Below are 25,922 nucleotides of genomic sequence, written 5' to 3' on the forward strand. Positions count from 1 at the left end.
TCAAGTTTTAATGGCTAAAATTGATTGAATCACTTTTTAGTGTTTTTTTATGGTTGTTTGAGTCTAGCAAAGATGTGTCTATATCACAATCTAGTAATTCTCCTACTGCACTTAGTAAACCAGCTGTACAACCAGCTATTTTGATCTGGATGAGAGGAGATATAATTTATAACCACTCCCCTATCCTTTCTAGTTGTTTGTAGATGTTAAATCTCAGGAATTTATCAAAATAAGGAGAGGCAATGAAGGGAGTAGTATCTCTTAAATAATTAGATAAGAAATCTGGTAGAATATTCTGAAATTCATGCATTTTTTGTCTATAATCTTTCAAAGCAATAACCTTTATTTTATCATAATCAAGTTTCCAATAAGCAAGCTCCGAGACTTCTTTTTTTGTTGTGTATTCCACTGCTAAAGCTTGTAAAATTAATTGCGGGAAAAATCCTGACATAACTTCCTCATTGGAAGGTGGTGAACCAAGTTTATAGTCTATAATTGCTACTTGCCCACCTGGTAGATACTCAACTCTATCACATCTTGCTGTCAATAAAATTTCTTCTGTCATTCGAGTATCTGACCAGCTCTTATTACACAATTGTCTGGTGTGTTCATTTGCAATCAAATTTTCTGGATCCAAGTAGTCAAGCACTGGGATGACACCCTTATTCTTAGTGGAAGTTGTACAGCATCCGCGCAGTTGTGTGTCACGCGCTGGAATATGAAATATCGGATAGGAAAAGCTCTTCTCCAACTCAACTTGATTGTTTCCAGTCCTATCAAACTCAACAAAAGATTGAATTATCCTCTGCAACCTTACCCACCACATATTTGAAAAGTGGAATCGATTAGACGAGAATATTTCTCGTGCAATACTCATCAGCGACTTTTCTTTGCGTAAATATCTTGCAAAAATATTGTGTACCATAGTGCCAAACTCCAATATCGATGGCTTAAAATTTAAGTCTTTCAACTGTCTAAGGTTCAGTATGTATTCAACATAAAATGAATAAGGGTTACGAATCAGTTTTTCTACCGCACTGCAAGACATCACTTGCATTTTTTCTTCTCTGACTTTGGCTTGAGGTTTTGGCATAGGCTGAGTACATGGAACAATGCACTCAGGTGTATTTAATATTCTTAGCCAATTGCGATAAGGATATTTTGGTTCTTGTAACAGAACCTCCAAACGGCGCAATAGAATTGATTTTCTATCACTCACTAGCCTCGTAATATAAACCTTGCCGGCACCAAATAAATTGCGCAAAGTATACAAAAAGCACCCTTGCTCTTCTTGCACAGAAGGAAGGTTAAATTTTTCTCTATTCAGTGCACTCAAAAACGGATTCTGAAAATTTGGTATATCATTAAATCCAGCAAGTATTACAACTTTATTTTGATATAAGCTAAATTTATCAAAGTTATTTTCTGGAGAAAAAAACTTCCTTTTTAAAAATAATATCAGGATTTGACTATATAACTCTAAGGAACACTCAATTGCTATACCGTCACATGCATTTAAGAAATCACGAGTAAAATTACCTATTTCACCATTTAGCTCTAGAAAATTCACATTAGAAAGCACATTAACACACTGTAAATGAGCTGCTGCTATATCAGAAATAGGATAATTTATAAGATTAAGTAAAAGATTAAATATAGTTTCTAATCTACTGATAATAATTAATATATCTTCTTTATATCTTAGCTTTTTACAAGTACTAATAGCGTTGATAATATCCTTAAGACCATTTATATCAAAGCTACGCAATACTTCTATCTCAAACTCAGATAAAATACGATTGTACTCTTCTTGAGCGTAACCAAAAGTCACTAGCCTATGTTTAAGAAGAGAAAGCAATGCCACACCGTTCCATTTTGAGTTCAAAATCTCAATACTATAAAGCAGAAGCGTCACATAAGAATAGTTTTTCGATATGGGGCACACCATACGAACTGCAAGTAATTTATCAAAAACAACCAAAGAAACGTTTTCATAACCTTCATTCTCCATAATTAGTGACGTCACCTGTGCTTCTTCCTCTCTGGAATCACAAGTGATGACTTCAATATTGCCAATATATCCATTACTAACTTTACTTAGATCGGCAGTTGTATCAAAGACATAATCTAGTTCAGGACTGCCTGTCATCCCAGCCCTCTGATTTTTAGTGTACGAACATTGTAATTTGCAGGTAATTTGAGTAGTAGATGATGTCATTCCAGTGCTTGACACTGGAATCCAGTTTCTATTGTACAGCCACCTGGTGCACTCATTTAAAGTTAAGTTTTCTGGATCCGAGTGTCTGGGCACTGGAATGACATCAGAACACGCTTCTGGCAGAAAACTTACATCCTCTCTGCCTATACTTAAATAATCGAGCAGATCTTTCAGGCAATATTGATAATGTTTTTTATCAAGTGATTGCCAATCTTTCTCTTTAATTTTCAAATTCAGATTAGGTAAAATTATCTTTCCAAATGGCAGGTCGTATACAGCTTTAATCAACAACTTATAAATCTCCTCCTTTCCAATTCCAATAAAGATCATATGCTGATCTTTCTTCAGGGAGGCTATCATATTGTTTATGTAGTCACTCTTATGCTTTAGTATATCTACTACTCCTAAATTTTTTAAAGTGTTACTCCAAGTTTTGATAAGTAAGTTTATGAAATTCTCCATTTTCTTCGAATGCTCATCAAGCTGATAACAATCCGCTATTTGGGTATATTGAAGTAATGACGGCAAACTGTAAACTAGATCGATTGGAAAACTATCATTGTGTTTTTTATTCCACTCCAATATAAATTGAATGAGTAGCAGCGTTCTCTTTGTCGGGTTAATAACTTTAACTCTATCAAGATTTAATATTAAATCTTCTTCATCAATGTTTTCTAGTGAAACTATCTCTGGCAAAATTATAGTTCTGTAATTCTTGAATGCACTCAGCAATGCTATCACATCCCTCTTGCAGGGAAGTATGATCTTTATCTCGGGAATTTTTTCTCTTTCATATTCAGAAAATATGTGCTGAACCAGCACATCAAAAAGGGACTCATTCACATTAACAGTAAAAACTCTTCCCACTAACAGTAACAATTAATACAACACTTTTATTGTATAGAAATTATTTAAAATATAAATGTGCTCGCAGTTTCTTATGCTATGATATATTAAAGTCTTTCACAATATTACATGGCAAACATCAGAATAGAAGTTTTTAATAAATGTGAACAAGTTGGCCGCAGAAGGGTAGTTAATGTTTACTTGATTTACATAAGCAAAGAATTACCATCAAAATTACATGAAGAAATTTGTGGGCTATTTTATAATAAAGTCATACAAGACTGCCGTTATTATTCCTACAATGAAAACCTTGAAGAAGTTCAATATAACTTCATAGAATCACAAGAAAAGTGGGGCTTGGAGATAAGCTTTTTACCTGGCATGACCGATAACGTAGGAAACACGGCAAAACAAATTGTTAGAGAATATCTAATGAGCAAAGGCCACATTGATGAAAGTGTTTCTATCAAGGCAAGAAGTTCAAAATTGATTCTAAGTCAAGGAGGTTTTCCAACCGAAGATGACATAAAACAGGAATTCAATCCTATTACTGAATATTGCACACTTGTCTATAAAGAAAACGGCAATTGCCATTGGAAGTATTACAGTAAACCAAATACCCCACCTGGTGTCATTACAGCGCGTGACCAGGAAAAAAAAGAATGGATTCCAGTGTCAAGCACTGGGATGACACCAGGTAATAATGGAGCAAAATCTGTCAAACTCAATGTAAGTGACCAAGAGCTTGAAAAAATCAGCAGAGATGGAATCGATGGTAATGGCACTTTAGGGCTCTCGCTGGCAGCAATGAAAGCTATAAAGGATTACTTTAAAAAACTCGGTAGAAATCCATATGATATTGAACTTGAGTCTCTGACACAGACTTGGTCTGAACATTGTAAACACAATATTTTTTGCTCCCCTATTGATGAAATAAAAGATGGTCTATATGCTCATTATATTAAGCGTGCAACGCGTGAGATAAATTCTAACATATGCGTGTCAGTTTTCTCCGACAACGCAGGAGGAATAATTTTTGATGACGATTACTTGATTGTAGATAAAGTTGAAACTCACAATAGTCCTTCAGCTCTCGATCCGTTCGGTGGAGCAATGACTGGAGTGCTTGGAGTTAATCGAGATATAGTCGGTTTTGGCAAAGGTGCAGAACCTATCATGAATACTTATTACTTTTGCTTTGCCAAAGAATCAAAAGGCAAACTTTATAGAGATAAAGAGCGTACTGATAAAATCTTACCACCAAAATATATAATGAAAGAAGTGATTCACGGTGTTAATGTTGCTGGTAATTGCTCCGGTATTCCAACGCAACTTGGATCGGTATACTTTGACGATAGATTCTGTGGAAAGCCATTAGTTTTTGTTGGAAGCATCGGAATTATTCCACGGAATATAAATAATGCACCTTCACACATAAAAGAACCCAAAAACGGTGATAAAATCGTAATTATTGGTGGAAGAGTTGGAAGGGACGGAATTCACGGTGCAACTTTTTCTTCAGAGGCATTGTCGGGAAACAGCCCTTCAACAATTGTGCAAATTGGTGATCCTATAACACAAAAAAAATTATCCAACGCCGTCGTAAAAGCAAGAGATCTTGGTCTTTATAATGCAATAACGGATAATGGAGCAGGCGGTCTATCATCGTCCATTGGTGAAATGGGAAAAGACGGATTTGAAGTTGATTTGAGCAAGGTTCTCCTTAAAAACGATGGTATGGCTCCGTGGGAAATATGGATATCAGAATCACAAGAGAGAATGACCTTAGCAGTGCCAGAAGAAAATCTTCCTGCGTTTAAGCAAATCATGAAAACACATGATGTGGAGGTCTGTGTAATTGGAGAATTCAACAAAAGTGGCAAAGCCGTTGTTAAATGTCCCCCAGGGGCAGTAATAATGGACATCGAAACTGAATTTCTGCATGATGGTAATCCTAAAATGCATTTACAGACAAAGCCATGGTCTGGAAAATCTAACCCATACGCTGTCATTCCAGAATTCTCTCCTGTTATCCCAGTTCTTGACACTGGAATCCAGCAGGCTTTGTCTGCAAATAAATCTAAAACTTTATGTAAAAATACGTGCGATGGCAGAGTTGAGCTTGAGATAGATTCCAGTGTCAAGCACTGGAATGACACCTTTGCACTAAAAGAAATGCTAAGCAGACCAAACATACGCAGCAAAGAGTTTATAGTGGTGCAATATGACCATGAGGTTCAAGGATCGTCAATACTGAAACCACTGCAAGGCAAGGGAAGAGTGTGCAGTGAAGCTGTTGTCTCGAGGCCAGTCCTTTCTTCAAACAAAGGTGTTGTAAAATCGCAGGGATTTGGCTCAAGTTATGGAGAAATTGACACTTATCACATGGCAGCATGTGCGATTGACACTGCAATACGCAACTACGTAGCTGCAGGAGGAAATATAAATCATCTAGCGTTGCTCGACAATTTTTGCTGGTGCGATGCTTATAATCCAGAAAGATTGTGGCAACTAAAGAGATCTGCAGAGGCTTGTTACAACTTTGCAACTGCATTTAAAACGCCATTCATATCCGGAAAAGACAGTATGTTCAATGACTTCAAGGGATATGACGAAAATGGGGAGAAAGTGATGATATCTGCACCACCTTCACTACTCATTTCAGCAATTGGAGTTATAGACAATATTGAAAATGCGGTATCGCTTGATGTGAAAATGCCAGGGGACTTGATATATGTGCTTGGTACAACCCACGATGAGCTTGGTAGATCTGAATATCAGTTATATAGTGGAATAGATAATAACAACGTGCCAAAAGTTAATGCAAAGAGCGCTAGGAAGTTGTATGAACGTTACAACCAGGCAATAAAAGATGGCATAATTGTCTCTGCAATTGCACCAAACTTAGGCGGCTTAATTATTGCTTTGGCAAAATCGCTAATTGCAGGAGACCTTGGTGCTGAAATTGATCTTTCACTAGTACCAATAGGAAAAACACAAAATACAGACATAATAAACAAGATAATAATGTTTTCTGAATCGCAAAGTAGAATATTAGTAACCATTGCCCCGCAAAATCAGCGGAAGTTTGAAGAATTGTTTAAAGGTATAGTTTTTTCATGTATTGGAAAAGTGACAGAGGAGAAAGCTCTCAATATAAAGGATATTATAAGAATAGATTTGAAAGACTTAGGTACTAGTTTAAATAACTTTTGATTACGCTAGACAAATTTTTCATTATGTGTAATGTCTGATTAAAATAAATGCATATTATTAAATTTGGGTAGGTGATTATGTCCATTTTATCAATACTCTTGCTTATCAGTCTTTCTTTACTTAACACTTCAAATAAATTAATGATATGTGCTGCCTTATTTGTGGGAGCTACTTTAGTTGTAAACTCAATGGTTGAGTTTTATGGTAGAAGCAAAGCTACTTACAGCTTAATAGTGTGTACAGTGATATGCTGTCTTTTTAAATTGCAAAATTTTAGTTTTATGATACTGGTTCTATATACTGCAATTTTAATCTCTCTTCTCTCAAGCATAGTTGTTTTTGAAGAATTAAAGTCGAAATTGAATTTTCATATGGCAAATTTCATCACTTTAATTATAGCATCGGTCATTGATAGTACGATTATTTGTGTTGGACTACTATACAAAATTTCTGCAGGTAAATGCTTATCAATATATATTAAAGATTTAATTTTCAAGTTTTCCTATGCATCGATATTGAGTATCTGCTTGTTTGTAGGAATGTATTTATTCTCCTTGGCAAGCAAGAAGTATTTTAAGGTTTCTGCATAACCCGTCTTCTGATATAGCCAAAATAGTTTAGATTTAACTATAACCGTCATTCCGCTATTTGTTAGTAGCTTGGCAGTATAATGTGAAAAGCTCTTATTCGGATAGCGGTTCTAAAATCACAGTAATTGGAAACTGTTAACTTAAGTTATCCTTTAAGAGAGCTAGTACAATTTCTTACAGGTTTCATACATGATAAGAGTTTTATTTTTAGCTAAACCAATTGAAATAAGCTATAAAATCTGTTAAAGTCAGCTTTGTGCAAGCACCCTTAGCTCAGTTGGATTAGAGCATTTGACTACGGATCAAAAGGTCGGGCGTTCAAGTCGCTCAGGGTGCACCATATTTTATAGGAAATAGAGGTCATACTTGAAATTCATATATGTAATACCTATCTTTAAAGGTAAAATACTGAGCTATTATATATGAACAAAAAAGACTACTATGATCTGCTAGAAGTGAGCAGAAATGCTAGTACTGACGAGATAAAAAAAGCATATAAAAAACTAGCATTAAAATATCATCCTGACAGAAATCCTGGTAATAAGGAAGCAGAGGAAAAATTTAAAGAAGTAACAGCTGCATATGAAGTTCTATCTGACTCTGAAAAAAGAGCAGGTTATGATCGTTATGGTCACGATGGTGCTTCCGGTGGATTTGATTTCAGCCAAGCTGGAGGGGATTTTAGCGATATATTTAACGATTTTTTTGGTGGAGGATTCGGCGGCAGTACAAGTAGGTCAAGAACAAAAAGAAGTACAACAGGAGTATCTGGAGCAGATCTGCGCTACGACCTTAAAATTACCTTGGAAGATGCATTTAAAGGAATACAAGCACCTATACATTATGTGACAAATATAAAATGTAATACATGCCAAGGCACAGGTAGCGAAGGAGCAATCAAACCAGTTCAGTGCAACACATGCCAGGGAAGCGGTAGAATTAGAACTCAACAGGGCTTTTTTACCATTGAAAGAACGTGTACTACATGCTATGGGGAAGGAGAAATAATACAAAATAAATGTAAGAAATGCGGTGGAAGTGGACGTAAAAGAGATGAAGTAAATATCTCCGTTTCAATTCCAAAAGGCATAGAAGAAGGAGCTAAAGTAAGGGTCAGTGGTAAAGGAGAAGCTGGAGCAAGAGGTGGAAAAAGCGGAGATTTATACGTATGTGTGAAAATAGCTACTCATCAGATCTTCACTCGCAATAGAGCAGATTTACACTGTAAAGTGCCTATAAGAATGACACTAGCAGTACTTGGTGGTGAAATCGATATTCAATCAATTGATGGAGCTAAAATAAAAGTAAAGGTCCCTGAAGGCACTCAAACTGGTACCAAACTACGTTGTAGGGAAAAGGGTATGCCATATATGAACTCACATGCTCGTGGTGATTTATACGTACAGGTAATAGTTGAGACTTTAAATCCAAAGAATTTAACCCAAAAGCAGATTGAGCTATTAAAAGCGCTTGAGGAAGGGGAACATGAAAGTGTAGAGCAGAAATCTGAAGGATTCTTTGGAAAAGTAAAAAAAAAATGAGAAATTTGCTAAATGATATAAAGAGGTAGCTGTCTACACTTAATTCTTTTTACCAATTTGAAAGCCTTCTCTTTTAGTGAAAAGATTTTTTTAAGTTATGCAAAAGTGATAAATTCCTTTATTTAAGGTCGAAGTTTTGCTATCCTCGCATTTTAATAATTTAAAATTAATGAACATAAACAAAAATGAGTTTTTATTTCTTCCTCTTGGAGGAGTAGGAAGAATTGGGATGAACGTTAGCCTATATCATTATCAAGGCAAGTGGATTATGATCGACCTTGGTATCGGTTTTGCAGATGAAACTATGCCAGGTGTTGAGCTGCTCATCGCTGATGTAGATTTTATTGCTCAAAGAAAAAAAGATTTGCTTGGAATAATCATTACACATGCACATGAGGATCACTGTGGTGCAGTGCCTCATCTGTGGGAAGAGTTAGAATGTCCCATATATACAACAAAGTTTACGGTTAACTTTCTCAAAGAAAAATTGAAAGAATTTCGATTGGAAGGTATAGTGCCTTTGAAAGAGGTGGACATAAATAGCAGCATAAATTTGGGTCCTTTTACCGTTGAGTTTATAAATGTAACTCATTCAATTCCTGAAGCAAATTCAATATTAATTAGCACTGAAATGGGTAGTGCACTCCATACCGGAGACTGGAAATTTGACCCAAAACCTGTTGTTGGATTAACTTCTAATATGGAGCGTCTAAAAGAAATTGGCGATAAAGGTGATCTGCTTGCAGCAATTTGCGATTCAACCAATATATTAAGCAAGCATCACCCTGAGTCAGAAAGTGAAATTTATGATAATATTTACAATATAATAAAGCGGTCTAAAAAATTGGTTGCTGTCTCGCTATTTGCCTCGAATGTGGCGCGAATTGAAACAATAAGCCAAGCTGCAAAAGCACTAAATAGAAAAGTGGTTTTACTTGGCAGATCTTTATGGAGAATAGTGAAAGTTGCGCAGGATAGTGGTTATTTAACTGATTCTCCTGAGTTTCTAGAAGCAAAGGAGGCAGTAAATTTTCCAAGGGAAAAGCTGGTGCTACTTTGCACAGGTTGTCAAGGTGAGCCACTGGCAGCTACCGCAAGACTTGCCGCTAAGAGTCATCAAGCATTTAAAATGCAGCAAGGTGATACCATGATCTTTTCATCAAAAATCATTCCTGGCAATGAAACTCGTGCACATAACATGCTCAATGCCTTTATTGAGATGGTAGTGGAAGTTATTACTGAAAAAACAGAGAATGTTCATGCTTCCGGACATCCAGTAAAAGCAGAGCTAAGGGAAATGTATTCTTTGATAAAACCTAAGATAGCTATTCCAGTTCATGGTGAGTATATTCATACGGATGCACATGTAAAGTTCGCTAAAGAGTGCGGTGTGAAAAAAGCAATAATGATTGCACCAGGTGATATTGTTAATTTGGAGAATGGAGAAAAAGTTAGTTCAATTGATGTTGACTACTTTGGTATTGATGGTACGTTGCTACGCCATCCAGAATGCAGCGTTATAAAGATGCGTGAGAGAATGAGAGATGCTGGGGTTATTGTAGTAACAGCAATTGTGAATAAGAAAAACAAATTGCTCGCTAAGCCAAAAGTATTTGCACCTGGTGTTTTCGAAGCGCAAGAAGATGCAGCCATTATGCAAAAGATCATAGAGAAGGTTGAGTCAGCATTTAGTCCACAACCGATAAAAAAAATAAGAAATAAGATTGAAAGTTCAATATTTAGTATCTTAAAGGAATATTTACTAAAAAGACCTATAATTGAAGTCCAAATAGAACAGGTATAGAAATATACCTCTTTTTATTAACCATTATTTGAGTAAGAAGTTAACAATGTATTCTTTGATGTTATTTCAGCATGAAATACTGGAATCCGTAAAAAAAAATCAGTGTCAGATCACACAACTATACAAACATTGTGATTTGAATCTACCAGAAGGGTGCCATCTCAACGCCCAGGCAAACATTGTAGTTTTAGAGCAATCTCCACCAGTAGAGTGTCATCCCAGTGCTCTGACACTGGAATCCAGTTTTTCATGCAACCTTGTCAAAGACGTTTATTTTAGAATAAAACAGCTACTTTTATGCTTGCCACCTCAGTGCACTTACTTGCAGTCAAATTTCTGGATTCCAGTGTCAAGTACTGCAGAAATTGATTTACTATACTGTCATGCAGTTTAACTTCAAAAGTAAGCTATTTGCTGAGATGACAGGAGGTAATGCAAGAAATCTAATGAAGCTATTCGTTCAATTGGTGTTATTTATTTCGTTATTTATTCCTTATTCCACAAAAGCTGTTTTATATGTTGATATAAAAAAAAGCAATATTGGTAATATTGATCTTGTTGTATCTAAATGTGCATGCAAGACAGAAGTGGAAAGTGAGCTAAGTGAAAGCATCACAAAAGTAATTGAAACAAATCTATCTAATTGTGGCTTATTTAATGTGAAACGTAACACGAAAGTTGATTCTTGGAAAAGCGATACTGTGGTCACAGTAAGTTTAAGTGAAGTATCAAACAGAAATTTAGAGCTATCTTTTCGTTTATCTGACAGCTTTACAAACAGAGAATTACTTACTCAGTCGGTTGTTTTTCCAGCAAAAGACTGGAGGAAAATTAGTCATCTTGTTTCAGATGTGATACATGATAGATTGGTTGGTGAGAAAGGGCATTTCAATACAAAAATTACATATATCGCTGAAGAAAAAGATAGCAATTACAAATCCGTCCGTAAAATTGCTGTGATGAATCAAGATGGAAGTAATATAAAGTACTTAACAAATGGTGAGAAATTTGTGTCAACACCAAGATTTTCACCAAATGGAAAGGGTATTGTTTATATCTCATACACAAATGGTAAAAGTTATATAATATTAAAAAATTTAAAAGATAACACTGAATCAATAATCAGCGCATTTGAAGGAGTTATTTCTGCACCAAGATTTTCTCCTGATGGTAAATCTCTTTTAATTTCCCACTCATTGAGTGGTGAAACAAATATATTATCTCTAGACTTAAGTAGTAAACGAACAAAAAAAATTACTAAAGGTTCAGCTATAAGTACTTCTCCCTCTTTGTCTCCAGATCAAAAGTACATGGTTTTTAGTTCTGATATAAGTGGAAGTCAGCAACTATATATCATAGATTTCACTAAAAAAAGCAAAAAACCCAAGAGAATTAGTTTTGGAAATGGAAGATATGCTACACCTGTTTGGTCGCCAAAAGGAGATCTGATAGCTTTTACAAAAATTCAGTCAGGAAAATTTTACATAGGAGTTATGAAGCCAGATGGCAAAGAAGAGCGCTTGCTTTCAGAGGGACATAAAATTGAATCTCCGGCATGGCTACCAAATGGCAGAGAAATTATCTTTACTAACGCAGAATCACCAAGCAACTCTAAATTATATTTAGTAGATTTAGTAAAGAAAAATCAAAAAATGGTTTTTACTCCAACGAATGCTTCTTTACCAGATTGGTCTTATTTTTGAAAGTAGATCTATAAAATCGGTATAAATCTTGCTTTACTTTAGTCGTTTATAACCTTCGGTACTACGAAATACCCATGCTCCGATTTTGTATTGGATAATATTTCTTCTTTAATGTTTTGAGAATTTATAATATCATCGCGTACATGAATATCTTTATCTATAGTTCCATAACGCATAGGAGAAACACCTTCAGTATTAACTTTCAACAAAGTATCATGTATCCAATCCAGCATTGTCAGTTCTTTTGAGTAGTATTGAATCTCATCATCGGATAACTTAATCCTCACAAGCTGTGCAGTTTTAAGCATTTCTTCTTTAGTAATTGTTATTTTTCTCTTATTTGCAAATTCTATTAACGAAGTGATAACATCTTCTGTTGATCTAGCTGGCACTTTTACCTCCTTGCATAAAGCAAATTAAAATATTTGCAATTGAAACAACCTCTATCTTATCATTTTTTTCAAATTTGTGAAATACGGTGTCCGTAATTACTAATTTATCCAGAGAAGAGGAAGAGATTTTCTCAACTGCATTTCCTGAAAGTATTCCATGTGTAATGCATGAAACTACAGACTTTGCTCCTCGGTTTTTTAAAGCAAGAGCTGCATTACATAATGTTCCGCCAGAGTCAACTATATCATCAACAATGACGCAATTTTTGTTTGCAACTTCTCCGATTACATTCATTACCTGAGATGTACCTGCTTTTTCTCTATATTTATCTACTACAACAATATCATTATCTAACTTGTATTTTTCCTCTAAAATCTTTGCAAAAGTACGAGCCCTTCCAATTGCTCCAACATCAGGCGCAACTATTGCCAAATTCTCCTTGTATATAGAGTTAACAAATACTTTAAAACAGCTTAAATTAGTAACTGATATATCAAAAAAACCTTCAATTTGACTTGAATGCAAATCAATAGCAGCAACGCTATTTGCACCTGCAGTTTGAATAAGATTTGCAACTAATTTAGCACTTAAAGCAGATTGCATATTATTGTTTTTAATAACCCTATCCTGCCTACTGTATCCGTAATAAGGAATAATAGCCGTTATTCTCTTGGCTCCTGACCTCTTTGCTGCATCAATTGTAAGCAGAAGCTCCATAAGGTTATCATTTACAGGGGAAGAAATAGATTGTACTACGTATACTTCTTGATCACGTAGATCATTTGCTACTTCTACATTTACCTCACCATCAGCAAATCTTGACACCTGAGTAGGAAATAGCTGAGCATTTAGCCCACTTGCTATTAAATCTCCTAATTGTTTACTAGCGCTACCTATTATTATCTTCATATATATCAATTAAGTTTTGAAAATTATACAGAAACCATGGAATGATTAAAACTCTATTCTTGCCGCCAAGTATATCATAGAAACGGAAAAGTTACTTGAAACATTTCACCGATGTTCCTTATCATAATAACGGCACTGGCTGAGTTAATTAAGTAATTTTATGCGCAGCGTAATGACAAAAAGTGTTATTCACAAACACATTTTACTACATAATCAGCACTGATATTAAAGTGCTTGTAAAGTGCTTCATAAGGTGCTGATTCTCCGAAACTTTTCATGCCAATAAATATACCATTTGAGCCTATATATTTATGCCAACCCACTTCACTTCCCGCTTCAATTGCAACTTTAATACTGTCATTATTTAATATTACTCCTTTATATTCATCACTTTGCTCGTCAAAAAGCCTCCAACACGGCATAGAAATGACCCTTGTACCTACACCTTTTTCCTGTAATTTTTCTCTTGCCTCAACTGCAATTTCAACTTCAGATCCGGTAGCAAATATCGTCACTTCTAGCTTCCCTGAATATTCGCATAGTATATATGCACCAAATTTTGATAGGTTGGCCAATTGGTCAGTATAAGAGTGCATGTAATTAATATTTTGCCTTGAAAGCGCAAATAGTGCAGGTGACTCTTTTTTTTCAAGTGCAATGCTAATGCACTCTAAAGTTTCAATTGCATCAGCTGGCCTAAAAACATATAGATTTGGTATAACTCGCAAAGAGGCTAAATGCTCTATTGGCTGATGAGTTGGACCATCTTCTCCTACTCCAATTGAGTCATGAGTCATTACATATATAACCTGCTGTTTCATCAAGGCTGAAAGACGTATAGCAGGGCGGCAGTAGTCGGAAAATACTAAAAAAGTTCCACCATAAGGAATAATCCCACCATGAAGAGCCATACCATTCATACAAGCTGCCATAGCGTGCTCTCTCACTCCATAGTGTACATAAGAGCCACCATAATCATTACTATCTATTGCCTGCATGTGCTTATATTTAGTACAATTTGAACCGGTAAGATCAGCAGAGCCACCAATTAGTTCTGGCATAGACTTAGTCAATATTTCCATTACTTTGCCGAAAGAAGATCGAGTAGCTTCGTTTGGCATGAGCTCACATATTTGTTTCTTCAGGTTAGCCAAATCACTCTCGATGTTATTCGGCAAACGTTTCTCAAGTCTTCTTTGTAGTTCTTTATTGATCAAGGATGTATAGTTTTGCTTTGCCCTCTTAACTGTTTCTATCCAAGCGTTTCTCACATCTTCTGGTACATGAAATGGTTCATAGTCCCAATTTAATTTTTCTCTCATCTGTTTTACATCTTCCTCTGTAAAGGCACCACTATGAGCAGAAGATGTGCCAGCACGGCTCGAAAATTTTCCGATAATAGTTTTGCAACAGATTAGTGTAGGTTTATCAGACTTTTGCGCCTGCTCTATTGCAAGGGATATAGCATCAAAGTCATGCCCATCGATTTTGTCAACATTCCATCCATACGCTGAAAAACGCTTTTCTACATCATCAGAGCAAGAGAGGCTAGTAGAGCCGTCTATAGAGATGTCATTGTCGTCAAAAAGTGCTATCAGCTTATTTAATTTAAGATGCCCAGCAAGGGACGCTGCTTCATGGCTTATACCTTCCATAAGACAACCATCTCCTAGCATTACATAAGTGTAGTGACTGATTTCAAACTGCTTTGCAAGAATCGATTCAGCAAGTGCCATGCCAACAGCAGTGGCAAATCCCTGACCAAGCGGGCCTGTTGTTGCTTCTATACCAGAAGTTAAGCCAAATTCTGGGTGACCTGGAGTTTTTGATGTAAGTTGCCTGAAGTTTTTTAGTTCATCTATACTAATGTAGCCTGTCAGATATAATATAGAGTATTGCAACATTGAACCGTGACCATTTGATAGGACGAAACGATCTCTACTGATCCATTGAGAATCATCAGGGTTATGGTTTAGATATTTAGCAAATAATACAGTGGCAACATCTGCCATGCCAAGTGGCATACCTGGGTGTCCAGAATTTGCTTTTTGTACCGCATCAATTGATAAAAAGCGGACAGCATTTGCCATGGATTTTAGTAGTAGATGATTCATGTATTAATAGGAAAACTTAAAAGTGAAGTATACTACATCATAGTGGCAAAAACAAGTTGACACTTAATGTTAAAATCATTAATAATTTATAGTTAGATTGTGAGAATTTTTGTATGACAACTGTTATCAATAGAAAGTATAGAATCAGTCGCAGGCTTGGTGTAAACTTATGGGGTAGAGCAAAAGATTCGGTCAATAAAAGAAAATACCCTCCAGGTCAGCATGGTATTCTTGGATTTAAGAAGTTATCTGATTTTGGTAAGCAGTTTGCTGCACATAAGAAATTTAAGTTCTACTATGCAATTTCAAGTAAGCAGCTTAGACGTACATTTTTAGATGCCTACAAAAGAAAGGGTTATACGGCTGATAATTTTATTGGTGCCTTGGAATCAAGGTTAAGTTCTGTTTTATATCACTCTGGTTTTGTGCCAACAATTTACTCGGCAAAACAGCTTATATCTCATAAACATGTTACAGTTAATGATAAGGTGGTTAACATATCAAGTTATAGAGTGAAGCCTGGTGATATAGTAAAAATAAGGGAAAGAGCAGCAAAAATTCCTATATTAATAGAGGCTGAACAAAAACAAGAACGTAAGGCTCCAGATTATTTAGAGGCAGATAGCAAAGCACTTTCAGTGAAGTATTTGAGAGCGCCTCAATATTCCGAAGTCCCCTATTCAGCAGACATGGAAGTCAATTTAGTAGTAGAATTTTACTCTAGATAAACAACATAAGGCCCGTGTGGCGGAATCGGTAGACGCAGCGGACTTAAAATCCGTGGGTTTTGCGACCTTGGGAGTTCAAGTCTCCCCATGGGCACCAGTTTAATTTATTAAAAAAGTATGAAATGGCTTGATATAGAAGATATTGCAGAAGCTCTAGAAGAGAAGTTTCCCAGTGAGGATATAATTAGTATTAGATTCACTGAACTTAAAAGAAAAGTCTTGGATTTAGAAGAGTTTGATGATGATGAAAAGTATTGTAATGAAAAAATATTAGAGGCCATTCAAGCAGCTTGGATTGCAGAAAGATCTTAAAAAACAGATAGCTATAAGAAAATTACGGCATACAGTAAAAAGATAATCTTCTTGGGAATACTATACTTTACCCGAATTTTACTTAGCTTCATAATAATTTAACAAATTAAAATTAAAAATGATTACAAGGTAGGAAACACAAAATTCTGGCAAATGCTAGATATACAAATACTGCTTTTTATGTGTGAGGCCGAGGGTCATGAAAACAATAAGTTAGTTTTTTGTATAAGAAAGTTGTAATATAATTTAATTTTAAGCACTGGAAAGATGTTTAAATATAGCGGGCCAAAGAAATTAAAATCTATAATAGAAAACTATGCATTAAAATGCATGAAAAATAAGATCAGCAAAAATGAAATACGTCTTATTTTAAACTGGAAAAGTATAGTTGGAGAGGAATTAGCAGAATGTACAAAACCACAAAAGATCTCATACGCACAAAACGTAAATTCTGGTGTTCTGCATCTGTTAGTAACAAATGGCAGTAAAGCATTAGAAATGCAGCATATGGTTTCTCTTGTAATAGAAAAAATTACAGTGTTTTTTGGCTATAAAGCAGTATACGGTATAAAAATCAAGCAAGGGAGTTGACTATTTAACTATATCAGGTTAACCTGGTTAAATAGGATAAATTGGTATATTGAAGTGAGTAGAATTTGTGAATTAACAAATAGAAAAAAGTCTTTTGGTAATAAGGTATCGCATTCAAATCGTAAAACAAAGCGTACCTTTCTCTTAAATTTACATAAAGTTACATTGACGAGTAATATATTAGACAAAAAGTTTAGCTTTCGTATAGCAACAAGAACTTTAAGAACTATAGACTATAAAGGTGATCTTGATGCTTTCTTGCTCAATACAAAAACAATTAAACTAAGTAAAGAAGCACAAAAGATAAAAAGAAGATTAAAGAAAGTTTTAGCAAAACAAGAGGTAGAATTAGCTGTTTCAGATGCATAGTAAGCCTATATGGCTCAGAGTAAAAGCTCCAGCTGGTAAAATATTCAATGAAACCTTAAACACTGTTAAGCTACATAACTTACATACAGTATGCGAAGAAGCTGCGTGTCCAAATATTGGTGAATGTTGGAATAAACGTCATGCTACTGTGATGATTCTCGGTTCTGTTTGTACTCGTGCTTGTGCGTTTTGCAACATTGCAACTGGCATTCCTGATAAGCTCGATCCTCATGAACCAGAAAATTTAGCAAAAGCAATAAAAAAGTTAAATTTAAAGCACGTTGTCATTACCTCTGTTGACCGTGACGATTTACCAGATGGTGGTGCAAATCAGTTTATAAGGTGTATAGAAGAAATTAGAAAGATAACTTCGGAAACAACAATAGAGATCCTCACTCCTGATTTTTTAAATAAGAAAGGAGCGTTTGAAGCAATAGCTATTGCATCACCTGATGTTTATAACCACAACATCGAAACAGTACCAAGGCTGTATGCAAAAATAAGACCAAGAGCTCGTTATTTTCATTCACTATATTTGCTAAAGATGGTGAAACAGATTAATCCTAAACTTTTCACGAAGTCAGGGCTTATGGTTGGTCTTGGAGAAACAAAAGAAGAAATCTTTCAGGTTATGGATGATTTACGTAGCGCCGAAGTTGACTTCATTACAATTGGTCAATATTTGCAACCAACTCCAAAGCATGTAAAGGTTGATAGATATGTTACCCCAGAAGAGTTTGAGCATTATAAATATATTGCTTATTCCAAAGGCTTTTTGGTAGTTGCATCAAGCCCATTGACTCGGTCATCGTACCACGCTGAAGAAGATTTTAACAGGCTCAAGGCTTGTAGTTAATATCTTAATTTTTTCAGAGTACAGTTTAATATAGTAATTAATATCTTGACTTTATTTAGAATATAATTTAATATAGGTATTGATGAAGCGAAAAAGTTATGGGCGATTCTAACGAAAAAGTTGACTACACTGAGTTATCAAAACGTTCTTTTTCTGACAAAAAAAAGCCAAAAAAAAAGGTCAAATTTTGTCAGGAAGTCCAAGTTAAAGAAATTCCACTTGAAGGAAAAAAAGGAGCATGTAAACGATACAAAGAAAAGAAAGAGAAACAAAAACATGAGCTCAATAAAAAACCACAATTATGGGAAAGAGGTGCAGCAATTATTGTTCCACCAGTAATTGGGCTTCTAGGAGGTTTAATAACTTTAACACTCATAACAGAAGAAATAAGTTCACCATTTTTAATTGCAGCTTTAGTTGCTGTAGCTGTTACATTAGCAATATATGGACTTGAGTATTTATTTAAACCTGAATTGCTAGAAAAGCCTGGTGAAACTTTAAAGGATTTAGTAACAGATTCTTTTGTAAAGGAAGAAAAAAACTCAAGAACTGTATAACAATAAATCAGAAAAGCTTAGTGAGTTGCCCTAGGCTTGACTTTTTACTTAGCTGATCACAAAAAGTATGAATTTTACAGCACCTAAACCAGCTGTTTAAGATCTTATATAAGCAATTGACAGCTACTGAGATGCCAGTTAAAATATTTACATAGTATATTAACAGAGGGTAAGGTGGGTTTTAGTAGATATGTACATGATAAAGCTTTAACAATATCAGATGTAAGTGCTAAAATTGATATAAGAGAGCTAGCAAACTTTCTACAGAGTAAAAAAGGCATTAACGAGCTTAATTTAATAAATGTAGAGATTGATAGTAAAGATGTAAAAGAGTTAAGTAAACTTACACATCTTACTTCGCTTACTCTAAGGAACAATAAACTCGGTTTTGAAGGTGCAGGATATATAGGTCAAGGCAATCTAAAAAACCTTACTTTACTTGAAATAAGTAATAACAATATTGGAGACAGAGGTTTTGCATTTTTGATTGGCAGCAAACGTCTCCCAAATCTTACTTTATTAAATGTAGAAAACAACAACATTGTTGGAGTGTGGCGCCACCACTATGGAGTAGATATAGCACTCAAAAATCTCACCTCACTTTATGTAGAAGGTAACGGTAAAAAATTCTTAAATGATAAAGAAGTTATCCTTTATAGTATAAAAAAAAGCTCAATAACCGAAGCGCCTGGACACTCTAGAGTAAAAGATGGTGAAGGTGCTACAAAAAAATTAGTAGCTAAAAGAAAAAAAACGATACAAGCTACCAATAGTCAGTCAGATCCTAGTAGTAGGTTAAGTATAGAACTTTCCAAACAAGATGGGCTGCGTGAAATAGTACTTGACACTGAAACTACAGGTCTTGATGTCAATAGCCATCGAATTATCGAAATAGGGTGTGTAGAACTAATTAATCATATTCCAACAGGCAAAGTATTCCATCGATACATCAACCCAGAAAGGAGCATAGACAAAGGTGCATTTAAAGTTCACGGTATCAGCGAAGAATTTCTAAAGGATAAGCCATTATTTTCAGAGATTGCATCTGAATTTCTTAATTTTATATCTAGCGATACTTTGGTAATTCACAATGCTGGATTTGACATTAAATTTTTGAACATGGAACTTGGTAAACTGAATGCCAAATTAATCTCTTCAGACAGAGTGTTAGATACATTACCGCTTGCAAGAAAGAAATTTGGACCACCGGCTTCTTTAAGTGCATTGTGTGAGCGTTTTGGTATATCACTAGAGAGTAGGGAGTTACATGGAGCGCTAATTGACGCTGAGTTGCTAGCAAAAGTATATGTTGAGCGATTACAAACTCCTTTGGATCGATGTCAGCATGCAGTACGTAACTTATCTCTTAGAGGACACTTGCCAAGTAATGAAGAAGTTAGTGAGCAGTTAGATGAGATTAACGTATCTGTTCATGAGGGAGTAGTAGATAGAAGATTGTAAAAACGCCTTTTGCTTTCAGTAGCGAAATTATTCTCTCAATGAATGTGTTTTCTAGCTTTAAAAATGCGAATCTCAATATCTTATCTTAAATTACTTAACTGTTGGTTCAAGTTTAAGTTCTTATCATGGTATGTATTTACATCTTTTAACACTTTAAGTGGTTCACCTAGACTATGTTCCACTTTTGTCTCAAATTTAAATCCCAAATTTCCAAAAAATTCTTGAAAATACTCAATAGTAATGTCACACAAACTTCTACCACTTGCTTTATAATTTTTCAGCTCTTTCGGAATATTAATAAGCACTTTACCATCCTCATATGTTATACTTCTACCCTTAGATTTTAACTTAAATTTTATTGAACTGTGAAAATTTGGTGTTTTAATATCATTAACAGGATTAATGCTGCACACCTTTATACAATCCATGCTAAAATTAAATTTTAGACAATTGGAGTCACGGCAATCCATACTATAAGTTATTGTTATGCTAGAATCTAACACAAGCAAGCCAAATGGAGAAAGAGCCTTTAATATATGAAGAAACAGAAAATGATTATACCCTTCTTGATGATAGTTAGTTATCAATTCTTCCATGATAGAGTCACTCGGAACTTCTGCACCAGCATATTCAAATATTTTTATGAAAATTTGCTTAAGAAATGGACTATAGTTCTTTCTTCCATTCTCATCTTCTAAAATGAGATCTTTATGTTTTGAATATAGCTTCTCAATAAGCTCATTAGGCACTTCTTTCTCATTAATAGTAAGGTTGTGTGATCTACCAAGGTCAATATATGTGTTGTAACCAGAGTTCCAACAATCTGATTTTATTGGCACAGATTTTAAATCAGCATACTTGAGCTTTTCCACTTCAGATTTTAATGCATTAACTATTTTTTTTGCCATATTATTCCCTCTATCACATAGATTAATACTAGTATTATATTTTATTGACTGTCAATTATTTAGAACCTTTGCTTTAAAGGACTTTCTATCTTTAACAACTGTTATGCAAGCGCATTGCTATCTGGTCTACTTCTGCTCCTTCCAGCTTGTTATCTACTCGTTCATGGTATAGATCTTTTCCCTTCATCCAGGATAGGTCACCATTTATTGTACAAACGTAATTGCCATTGTTCTTTTCGAAAAAAAATAGCCCTAGTTTGCTTTCGTCTTGACCGATCAATCCATTACGGACTACTTCCACGGTATAAAATTGACCTAAATTTAAACCTATTTCACGATACCTAGAATAATGACAGACTAGCGGATCATATAGTTCTCTTATCTTACCATTTCTTAGATCAACTATTTTGCGCTCTATCTTATCTAATTCCTCTATAACACTCTTCCCTTTTTTCTTCGCTTCATCATCTAACAGCTGTTTCTCTCCCAACCCTTTATAAATAGCAAAAAACCGTAGTTTTTCTTTTTTCACAAAATTAGATAAACGCTCTGCTAACTCATAGCACATTTTTTCTTGACTCAGTATTGCGCTTTTATATTGAGATAAAATATTAATCGCTATATGTGGACAACTTACTGCAATCAGATCATTATTTAAATCCGTTTTAATAATTTTGCCGGTCTCTTGATTAACATGTGCAGTAATTTGCCCTAACAAAATTCCCTCAGGGATTGTTATATCCTTCCCTATATGAGAGTCAATGGCTTTTAAAGAATCAAAATCTATATATATCCCACCTTCGTGTCCTGTAAACTGCTTTAAGAGTGCTAGAGCAACTAATCTAAAAGTATCTATTTCAACAGCAAAGTATGTTCTTTGTTCATCTGTCATGTTATACATATCTCTAAAGAAATCTTTGATACTAGTATCTTTACCATCTATCTTCCATCCTTGATCTATTTTGACCTTACCCAGAAAAAGTAGACAGAAAGTTAAGACGTTTTTGAAGTAAAATAAAACGTTTTTTCAAAGAGGTGTGGTATGACAAAAAGAAAAGAATATACAGCAGAATTCAAAATTGAAGCTATAAGACTAGTAAAAGAAACAGGTCAATCATCAGCAAAAATAGCAAGAGATTTGGGTATTAGCGGTGATTCATTAAGCAGATGGGTAAAAACATACAATGATAGAATGTCTGGAGTAGATGCGTTTCCAGGAAAAGGGAAAGTAGCTCATTGTGACAAAGAAAAGTTTGATTTAAAGAAAGAGCTGGCAAGAGTAACGAGGGAAAGAGACATTTTAAAAAAAGCCCTGGGATATTTTGCAAACCAAAAAGAGTAAAATATTCTTTTATAAAAGAACATGAAAACTGCTATAAAATACGGGAATTATGCAGATTTTTGAACGTATCTGCTTGTGGTTATTATAAATGGATTACTAAGGAAAAAAACAACAAAAAATCAATAAGAGAAGAGCTCATACAAGATATTCAGAAGGTATATCGAGCATCACAATGCAGATACGGAGCTCCTAAAATTCACGCTGAATTAAAGGCTTTAGGTAAAAATTATAACATCAAAACAGTGCAAAATGTTATGCAGAAAAATGGCATTCAAGCTAAGCTTAGACGAAAGTTTAAAAGTAAAAAACCACAAATAGACAATAGAGTTATAACTCCTAACATATTAAATCAGAATTTCATCGCTGATCAACCTAACAAGATATGGGTAACTGATATTACGTACATAAAAACTAATGAAGGATGGTTATATTTGGCAGCAATAATAGATTTATATTCACGCATGGTGATTGGCTGGTCAATGAGTAATGCAGTAAATAGGCAATTAGTTATAGATGCGTTATTCATGGCTATTGGTAGGCGCAAATCTGCTAAAAATCTACTATTTCATAGCGATCAAGGATCGCAATACACCTCTAAAAATTATCAATTTTTACTAAGTACAAAAAATATTACTTCTAGTATGAGTCACAAAGGTTGTTGTTATGATAATGCTGTTTCAGAGAGCTTTTTTAGTTCACTTAAGAGAGAGTTACTCATTGATACTTCACAACACTCTGCACAACAAGCTAAAACCGCAATATTTGAATATATAGAAATTTTTTATAATAAACAGCGTAGACATTCTACTATTAACTATTGCATTCCTGAGCTTTTTGATTCATCATTCTCATAGCAAAAACGTCTTAACTTTCTGTCTACTTTTTCTGGGTAAGGTCACCTTCGCAGCATTTTAATAATTGAGCGTACGGGTTGCTGATCATTTATTAAATACCCAGATAGTAATCCTTTAACATCACTTGTATCAAACTGATCGCCTTTGAGACCTACCTTTTGCAACAGATCAGACAAAACATCGGAAACATTAAGTTGTGAAATTTTTCCCTGAATCCAGTGCCCGGTCTGCCAGTTATGGCAGTCAGCCCACATGTCACATAAATTGGGGAAATAAGGAAATGGCCTTGCATCCCACGCCCAGAGGAACATTTTCTCCACCATTTCTGAGCTTTGCCACTTTTTTAATGTTCCTTCGATTGCAGTTTTCTGCGAAAGAAAGCTCACCTCTCCGTTTGAGTATCGTGGATATTTACTCTCTATACTACCTTTATCAACAAACACATTGGGCTCATTAGTGCAGCCGTTCATACTGGGAAATCCATATTCGGTAAACCATATTTTCTTCATTTTTGGTTGCCATTTTGTTTTACTACCACCTGGATTTACATGAACTTCACTCCACCATTTCTCGATATTTTTCCACGCATATTCGCTGTCATTATACTTTATTTTCTCAGGATCACTTTTTGAGTAATCGTAAAAATAATCATACCCTACCCCACTGCTCCAACCACCCGTTACATCTTTCGCGGAATAGCCAAAAGGAGGTTCTGGGCCATCGGTGAGTGGAAAGTAAGCATCTATGCCAATAACATCGATGAACTGTGAAGACCATAGTTCATCCATATTATACCAACCATCATATGAATGATACTCACTCCAATCGGCAGCGTAAGTTACGTTTACTTCTTTTCCAAGCTGAAATTTTACTTGCTTTGCAACTTTAACTAGCTCTGCTACTGCAGGATAGTTACCCTCTACATCTTTTACTCTGGTAAGCTGAGCAAACTCAGAACCAATAATAAACCCTTCCACTTTAGTTTGTTTGGCAATGCTCGTGTAATGCTCTATGAATTTGCTATACTGATTCTCAAAAAAATCACTTATATCCTGAGGAGTACCGCTCAATTTTCCTCGCCACTCTTTGTTTTTTGTGTCAAGCAAGAGCATTGGATAGAGCATCACCTTATAACCTCTGCTATGCAGCTCTTCTATATATCTTATTAGTGCTGCATCGCTAACTGTACCACCATATCTTGGATTTCCATGATTATCTTTTGAAATGAGCTGGGCATTATCCCTGGTTATATTTCCCACTTGCCAATCATCAGGCACTATAGCAGAATCGTCTTGAAATTCAACTGCAGGATATATTTTACAATCTTTGATATTCAAACTGCTTGCAAACCAATTAACCACTACCGATGCCCATTCAACATTTGGTAAACTTTCCTTCAATTGGTCCAAAGAAAGCATAGCATCGCTCTTTTTTGTGTGATTATTGTGATTTACTCTTTGTACCGGTCCATAGGGAATATATTGACTACTGCTTATTTTTTCTCGTGCAATTTTCTTCTGTATTTTCGTATCATACACAAACTCCCCTGAACCTGGTATGATATTGATATTTTTAATGTTTTCTGCTACTGAGAATCCACTGAGCTTCAGTGCAGTTTGCACTTCAAATGTAAACACCGGAACACGATTACTATAGTCTGCCAAAGGGAAATTTTTGATGACTATGTAAGATATTCCTCTATAAACCTCAGTTGCGGATTAGCCAACGAAGTAAAGCTTAGAAATGCAGGGCTTTTTCGGCTGCATGGAATATGAAACAAGCGTAGAAAAAATGTGTACCAAAAAATTTATCGGTGATCTATGTCTTGTATGCTCAATCTCAAAGTTGTTTTTCAGAGAGCCAAAAACTGTCTCAATAATCGATCTTTTTCTTAACAAAATCTTCTCATTTAGCGCCATTAATGAGTTTTTCATACCCTTTTTTATACTGGTTACAAGCTTTAACCCTCTATCGAATAATTCGTGAAAAAGATCTTTTTTGATATATCCTTTATCTCCAAACAATAATCCAGTCAATTTCTGAGTTAAATTTGGCACAGGTTTTCTATCATCAATGTTGCCTTTTGTCACCGTAACCCCTTGAATTTCGCCAGCTTCGTTGATTACTAGATGTAGTTTAAAACCGAAAAACCACCCATAGGTAGTCTTTCCAATCTTTGCCAACCCTTTGAAAACTTTATTTCTCGAGGTCCTTTTTGGATGGCAAACAGCGATAGATGTTGCATCTATGTACGAAATCCCTGTCACTTTTGACTGTTCGCAAAACCATTGCATTAAGAGCACTAAATACCATAAAACCCTAGATTTTAGCCTAATAAACCTACTATAGGATGGCAATTTTGGAAACGCTGATTCGTATAATAATTTCAAATAATGCACATAGAAAATTTTAAAATTGTCGCACTTGGATTGGTGATATAGCAATATTATGGTAAGAATCTCTGAATGCGTAATCTCTGGCGTCCTGGTTGGTTTTTTGCTACTTGGTAGAAGTTTTTCTGCAAAATTCTTGTCAACTGAATTGCAAAAATCGTCGATCAGGCAAAATAATTCTGTTATATTTTCATTCATTGGTAACCTCTCTATTTTG

General features: G+C 35.0%; 20 protein-coding genes, 2 tRNA genes and 1 pseudogene. 15 read left to right on the top strand and 8 right to left on the bottom strand.

All coding sequences use genetic code 11. The features are described from left to right. Positions 1 to 166: 166 nt before the first annotated feature. Entirely contained in the window at positions 167 to 3,085 is a 2,919-nt protein-coding gene (locus tag ACQH21_RS05160) for a WPE palindromic element domain-containing protein (protein WP_425384016.1), read from the bottom strand. Between the two features lie 108 nt (positions 3,086 to 3,193). Between ACQH21_RS05160 and ACQH21_RS05165 the strand changes: the two genes are divergently transcribed. The 6 genes from ACQH21_RS05165 to ACQH21_RS05190 all read left to right on the top strand — a co-directional run bounded on the left by ACQH21_RS05165 (position 3,194) and on the right by ACQH21_RS05190 (position 11,918). Continuing rightward, positions 3,194 to 6,280 carry a phosphoribosylformylglycinamidine synthase subunit PurL gene (locus ACQH21_RS05165; protein ID WP_425384017.1) on the top strand — a complete coding sequence of 1,029 codons (3,087 nt, stop codon included), beginning with the start codon at positions 3,194 to 3,196 and terminating at the stop codon, positions 6,278 to 6,280. A gap of 77 nt (positions 6,281 to 6,357) precedes the next feature. Beyond that, positions 6,358 to 6,870: a membrane protein gene (locus ACQH21_RS05170; protein WP_010401691.1), complete on the top strand. Its 513-nt coding sequence runs from the start codon at positions 6,358 to 6,360 to the stop codon at positions 6,868 to 6,870. Positions 6,871 to 7,132: 262 nt separating this feature from the next. After that, positions 7,133 to 7,210: transfer RNA gene (locus ACQH21_RS05175), tRNA-Arg, on the top strand. Between the two features lie 82 nt (positions 7,211 to 7,292). Continuing rightward, entirely contained in the window at positions 7,293 to 8,411 is a 1,119-nt protein-coding gene (gene dnaJ, locus ACQH21_RS05180) for a molecular chaperone DnaJ (protein ID WP_264337075.1), read from the top strand. Between the two features lie 169 nt (positions 8,412 to 8,580). Then, positions 8,581 to 10,215 (top strand): ribonuclease J, encoded by a 1,635-nt coding sequence (locus tag ACQH21_RS05185; protein ID WP_425384018.1) that lies wholly within the window; start codon positions 8,581 to 8,583, stop codon positions 10,213 to 10,215. A gap of 446 nt (positions 10,216 to 10,661) precedes the next feature. Then, positions 10,662 to 11,918 (top strand): protein TolB, encoded by a 1,257-nt coding sequence (locus ACQH21_RS05190; RefSeq protein WP_395461306.1) that lies wholly within the window; start codon positions 10,662 to 10,664, stop codon positions 11,916 to 11,918. Between the two features lie 38 nt (positions 11,919 to 11,956). Here ACQH21_RS05190 and gatC read toward each other — a convergent pair whose 3' ends face one another. The 3 genes from gatC to tkt form a co-directional block, all read right to left on the bottom strand. Then, positions 11,957 to 12,310, bottom strand: a complete 354-nt coding sequence (gene gatC, locus ACQH21_RS05195) for an Asp-tRNA(Asn)/Glu-tRNA(Gln) amidotransferase subunit GatC (protein ID WP_007302647.1) — start codon at positions 12,308 to 12,310, stop codon at positions 11,957 to 11,959. Next, the gene (locus ACQH21_RS05200; RefSeq protein WP_425384019.1) at positions 12,300 to 13,220 is read right to left on the bottom strand and encodes a ribose-phosphate diphosphokinase; all 921 of its coding nucleotides are present in this window, start codon (positions 13,218 to 13,220) and stop codon (positions 12,300 to 12,302) included. Before ACQH21_RS05200 ends, gatC begins: the two co-directional genes overlap by 11 nt. A gap of 185 nt (positions 13,221 to 13,405) precedes the next feature. After that, positions 13,406 to 15,334, bottom strand: coding sequence for a transketolase (gene tkt / locus ACQH21_RS05205; protein ID WP_425384020.1), 1,929 nt, complete (start codon positions 15,332 to 15,334; stop codon positions 13,406 to 13,408). Between the two features lie 113 nt (positions 15,335 to 15,447). Here tkt and rpsD point away from each other — a divergent pair, with 113 nt between their 5' ends. From rpsD to dnaQ, 8 genes are all read left to right on the top strand, one after another. Continuing rightward, entirely contained in the window at positions 15,448 to 16,062 is a 615-nt protein-coding gene (rpsD, locus tag ACQH21_RS05210; protein ID WP_006012690.1) for a 30S ribosomal protein S4, read from the top strand. A 10-nt stretch (positions 16,063 to 16,072) separates the two neighbouring features. Further along, positions 16,073 to 16,159, top strand: a tRNA-Leu gene (locus ACQH21_RS05215). 20 nt (positions 16,160 to 16,179) lie between these two features. Further along, positions 16,180 to 16,374: a Fe-S cluster assembly protein IscX gene (iscX, locus tag ACQH21_RS05220; RefSeq protein WP_226080047.1), complete on the top strand. Its 195-nt coding sequence runs from the start codon at positions 16,180 to 16,182 to the stop codon at positions 16,372 to 16,374. Positions 16,375 to 16,641: 267 nt separating this feature from the next. Continuing rightward, positions 16,642 to 16,965: a DUF721 domain-containing protein gene (locus tag ACQH21_RS05225; protein ID WP_006012687.1), complete on the top strand. Its 324-nt coding sequence runs from the start codon at positions 16,642 to 16,644 to the stop codon at positions 16,963 to 16,965. A 54-nt stretch (positions 16,966 to 17,019) separates the two neighbouring features. Continuing rightward, positions 17,020 to 17,334, top strand: coding sequence for a 50S ribosomal protein L28 (gene rpmB / locus ACQH21_RS05230; RefSeq protein ID WP_015588578.1), 315 nt, complete (start codon positions 17,020 to 17,022; stop codon positions 17,332 to 17,334). Then, positions 17,327 to 18,190, top strand: coding sequence for a lipoyl synthase (lipA, locus tag ACQH21_RS05235; protein ID WP_425384021.1), 864 nt, complete (start codon positions 17,327 to 17,329; stop codon positions 18,188 to 18,190). Before rpmB ends, lipA begins: the two co-directional genes overlap by 8 nt. A 98-nt stretch (positions 18,191 to 18,288) precedes the next feature. After that, positions 18,289 to 18,747 carry a hypothetical protein gene (locus ACQH21_RS05240; RefSeq protein WP_425384022.1) on the top strand — a complete coding sequence of 153 codons (459 nt, stop codon included), beginning with the start codon at positions 18,289 to 18,291 and terminating at the stop codon, positions 18,745 to 18,747. Between the two features lie 801 nt (positions 18,748 to 19,548). Further along, positions 19,549 to 20,208: a DNA polymerase III subunit epsilon gene (gene dnaQ, locus ACQH21_RS05245; RefSeq protein ID WP_372436136.1), complete on the top strand. Its 660-nt coding sequence runs from the start codon at positions 19,549 to 19,551 to the stop codon at positions 20,206 to 20,208. Positions 20,209 to 20,288: 80 nt separating this feature from the next. Here the strand turns inward: dnaQ and ACQH21_RS05250 are convergent, their stop codons facing one another. Further along, on the bottom strand, positions 20,289 to 21,116 hold the full coding sequence (locus ACQH21_RS05250; protein WP_425384023.1) for a hypothetical protein: 828 nt from the start codon (positions 21,114 to 21,116) through the stop codon (positions 20,289 to 20,291). 91 nt (positions 21,117 to 21,207) lie between these two features. Further along, positions 21,208 to 22,008, bottom strand: a complete 801-nt coding sequence (locus ACQH21_RS05255; protein WP_425384024.1) for a hypothetical protein — start codon at positions 22,006 to 22,008, stop codon at positions 21,208 to 21,210. Between the two features lie 150 nt (positions 22,009 to 22,158). Here ACQH21_RS05255 and ACQH21_RS05260 point away from each other — a divergent pair. Continuing rightward, positions 22,159 to 23,312, top strand: a pseudogene (locus tag ACQH21_RS05260) (IS3 family transposase). A 41-nt stretch (positions 23,313 to 23,353) separates the two neighbouring features. Here the strand turns inward: ACQH21_RS05260 and ACQH21_RS05265 are convergent. Then, the gene (locus ACQH21_RS05265) at positions 23,354 to 24,850 is read right to left on the bottom strand and encodes a baseplate megatron protein TIM-barrel domain-containing protein (RefSeq protein WP_425384025.1); all 1,497 of its coding nucleotides are present in this window, start codon (positions 24,848 to 24,850) and stop codon (positions 23,354 to 23,356) included. 180 nt (positions 24,851 to 25,030) lie between these two features. Beyond that, complete coding sequence (locus ACQH21_RS05270) at positions 25,031 to 25,903, bottom strand: IS982 family transposase (protein WP_425383942.1); 873 nt, start codon at positions 25,901 to 25,903, stop codon at positions 25,031 to 25,033. Between the last annotated feature and the right edge of the window lie 19 nt (positions 25,904 to 25,922).

Source organism: Wolbachia endosymbiont (group B) of Eupithecia inturbata (genome assembly GCF_964030915.1).
In the GTDB taxonomy this organism is placed as follows: Bacteria; Pseudomonadota; Alphaproteobacteria; order Rickettsiales; family Anaplasmataceae; genus Wolbachia.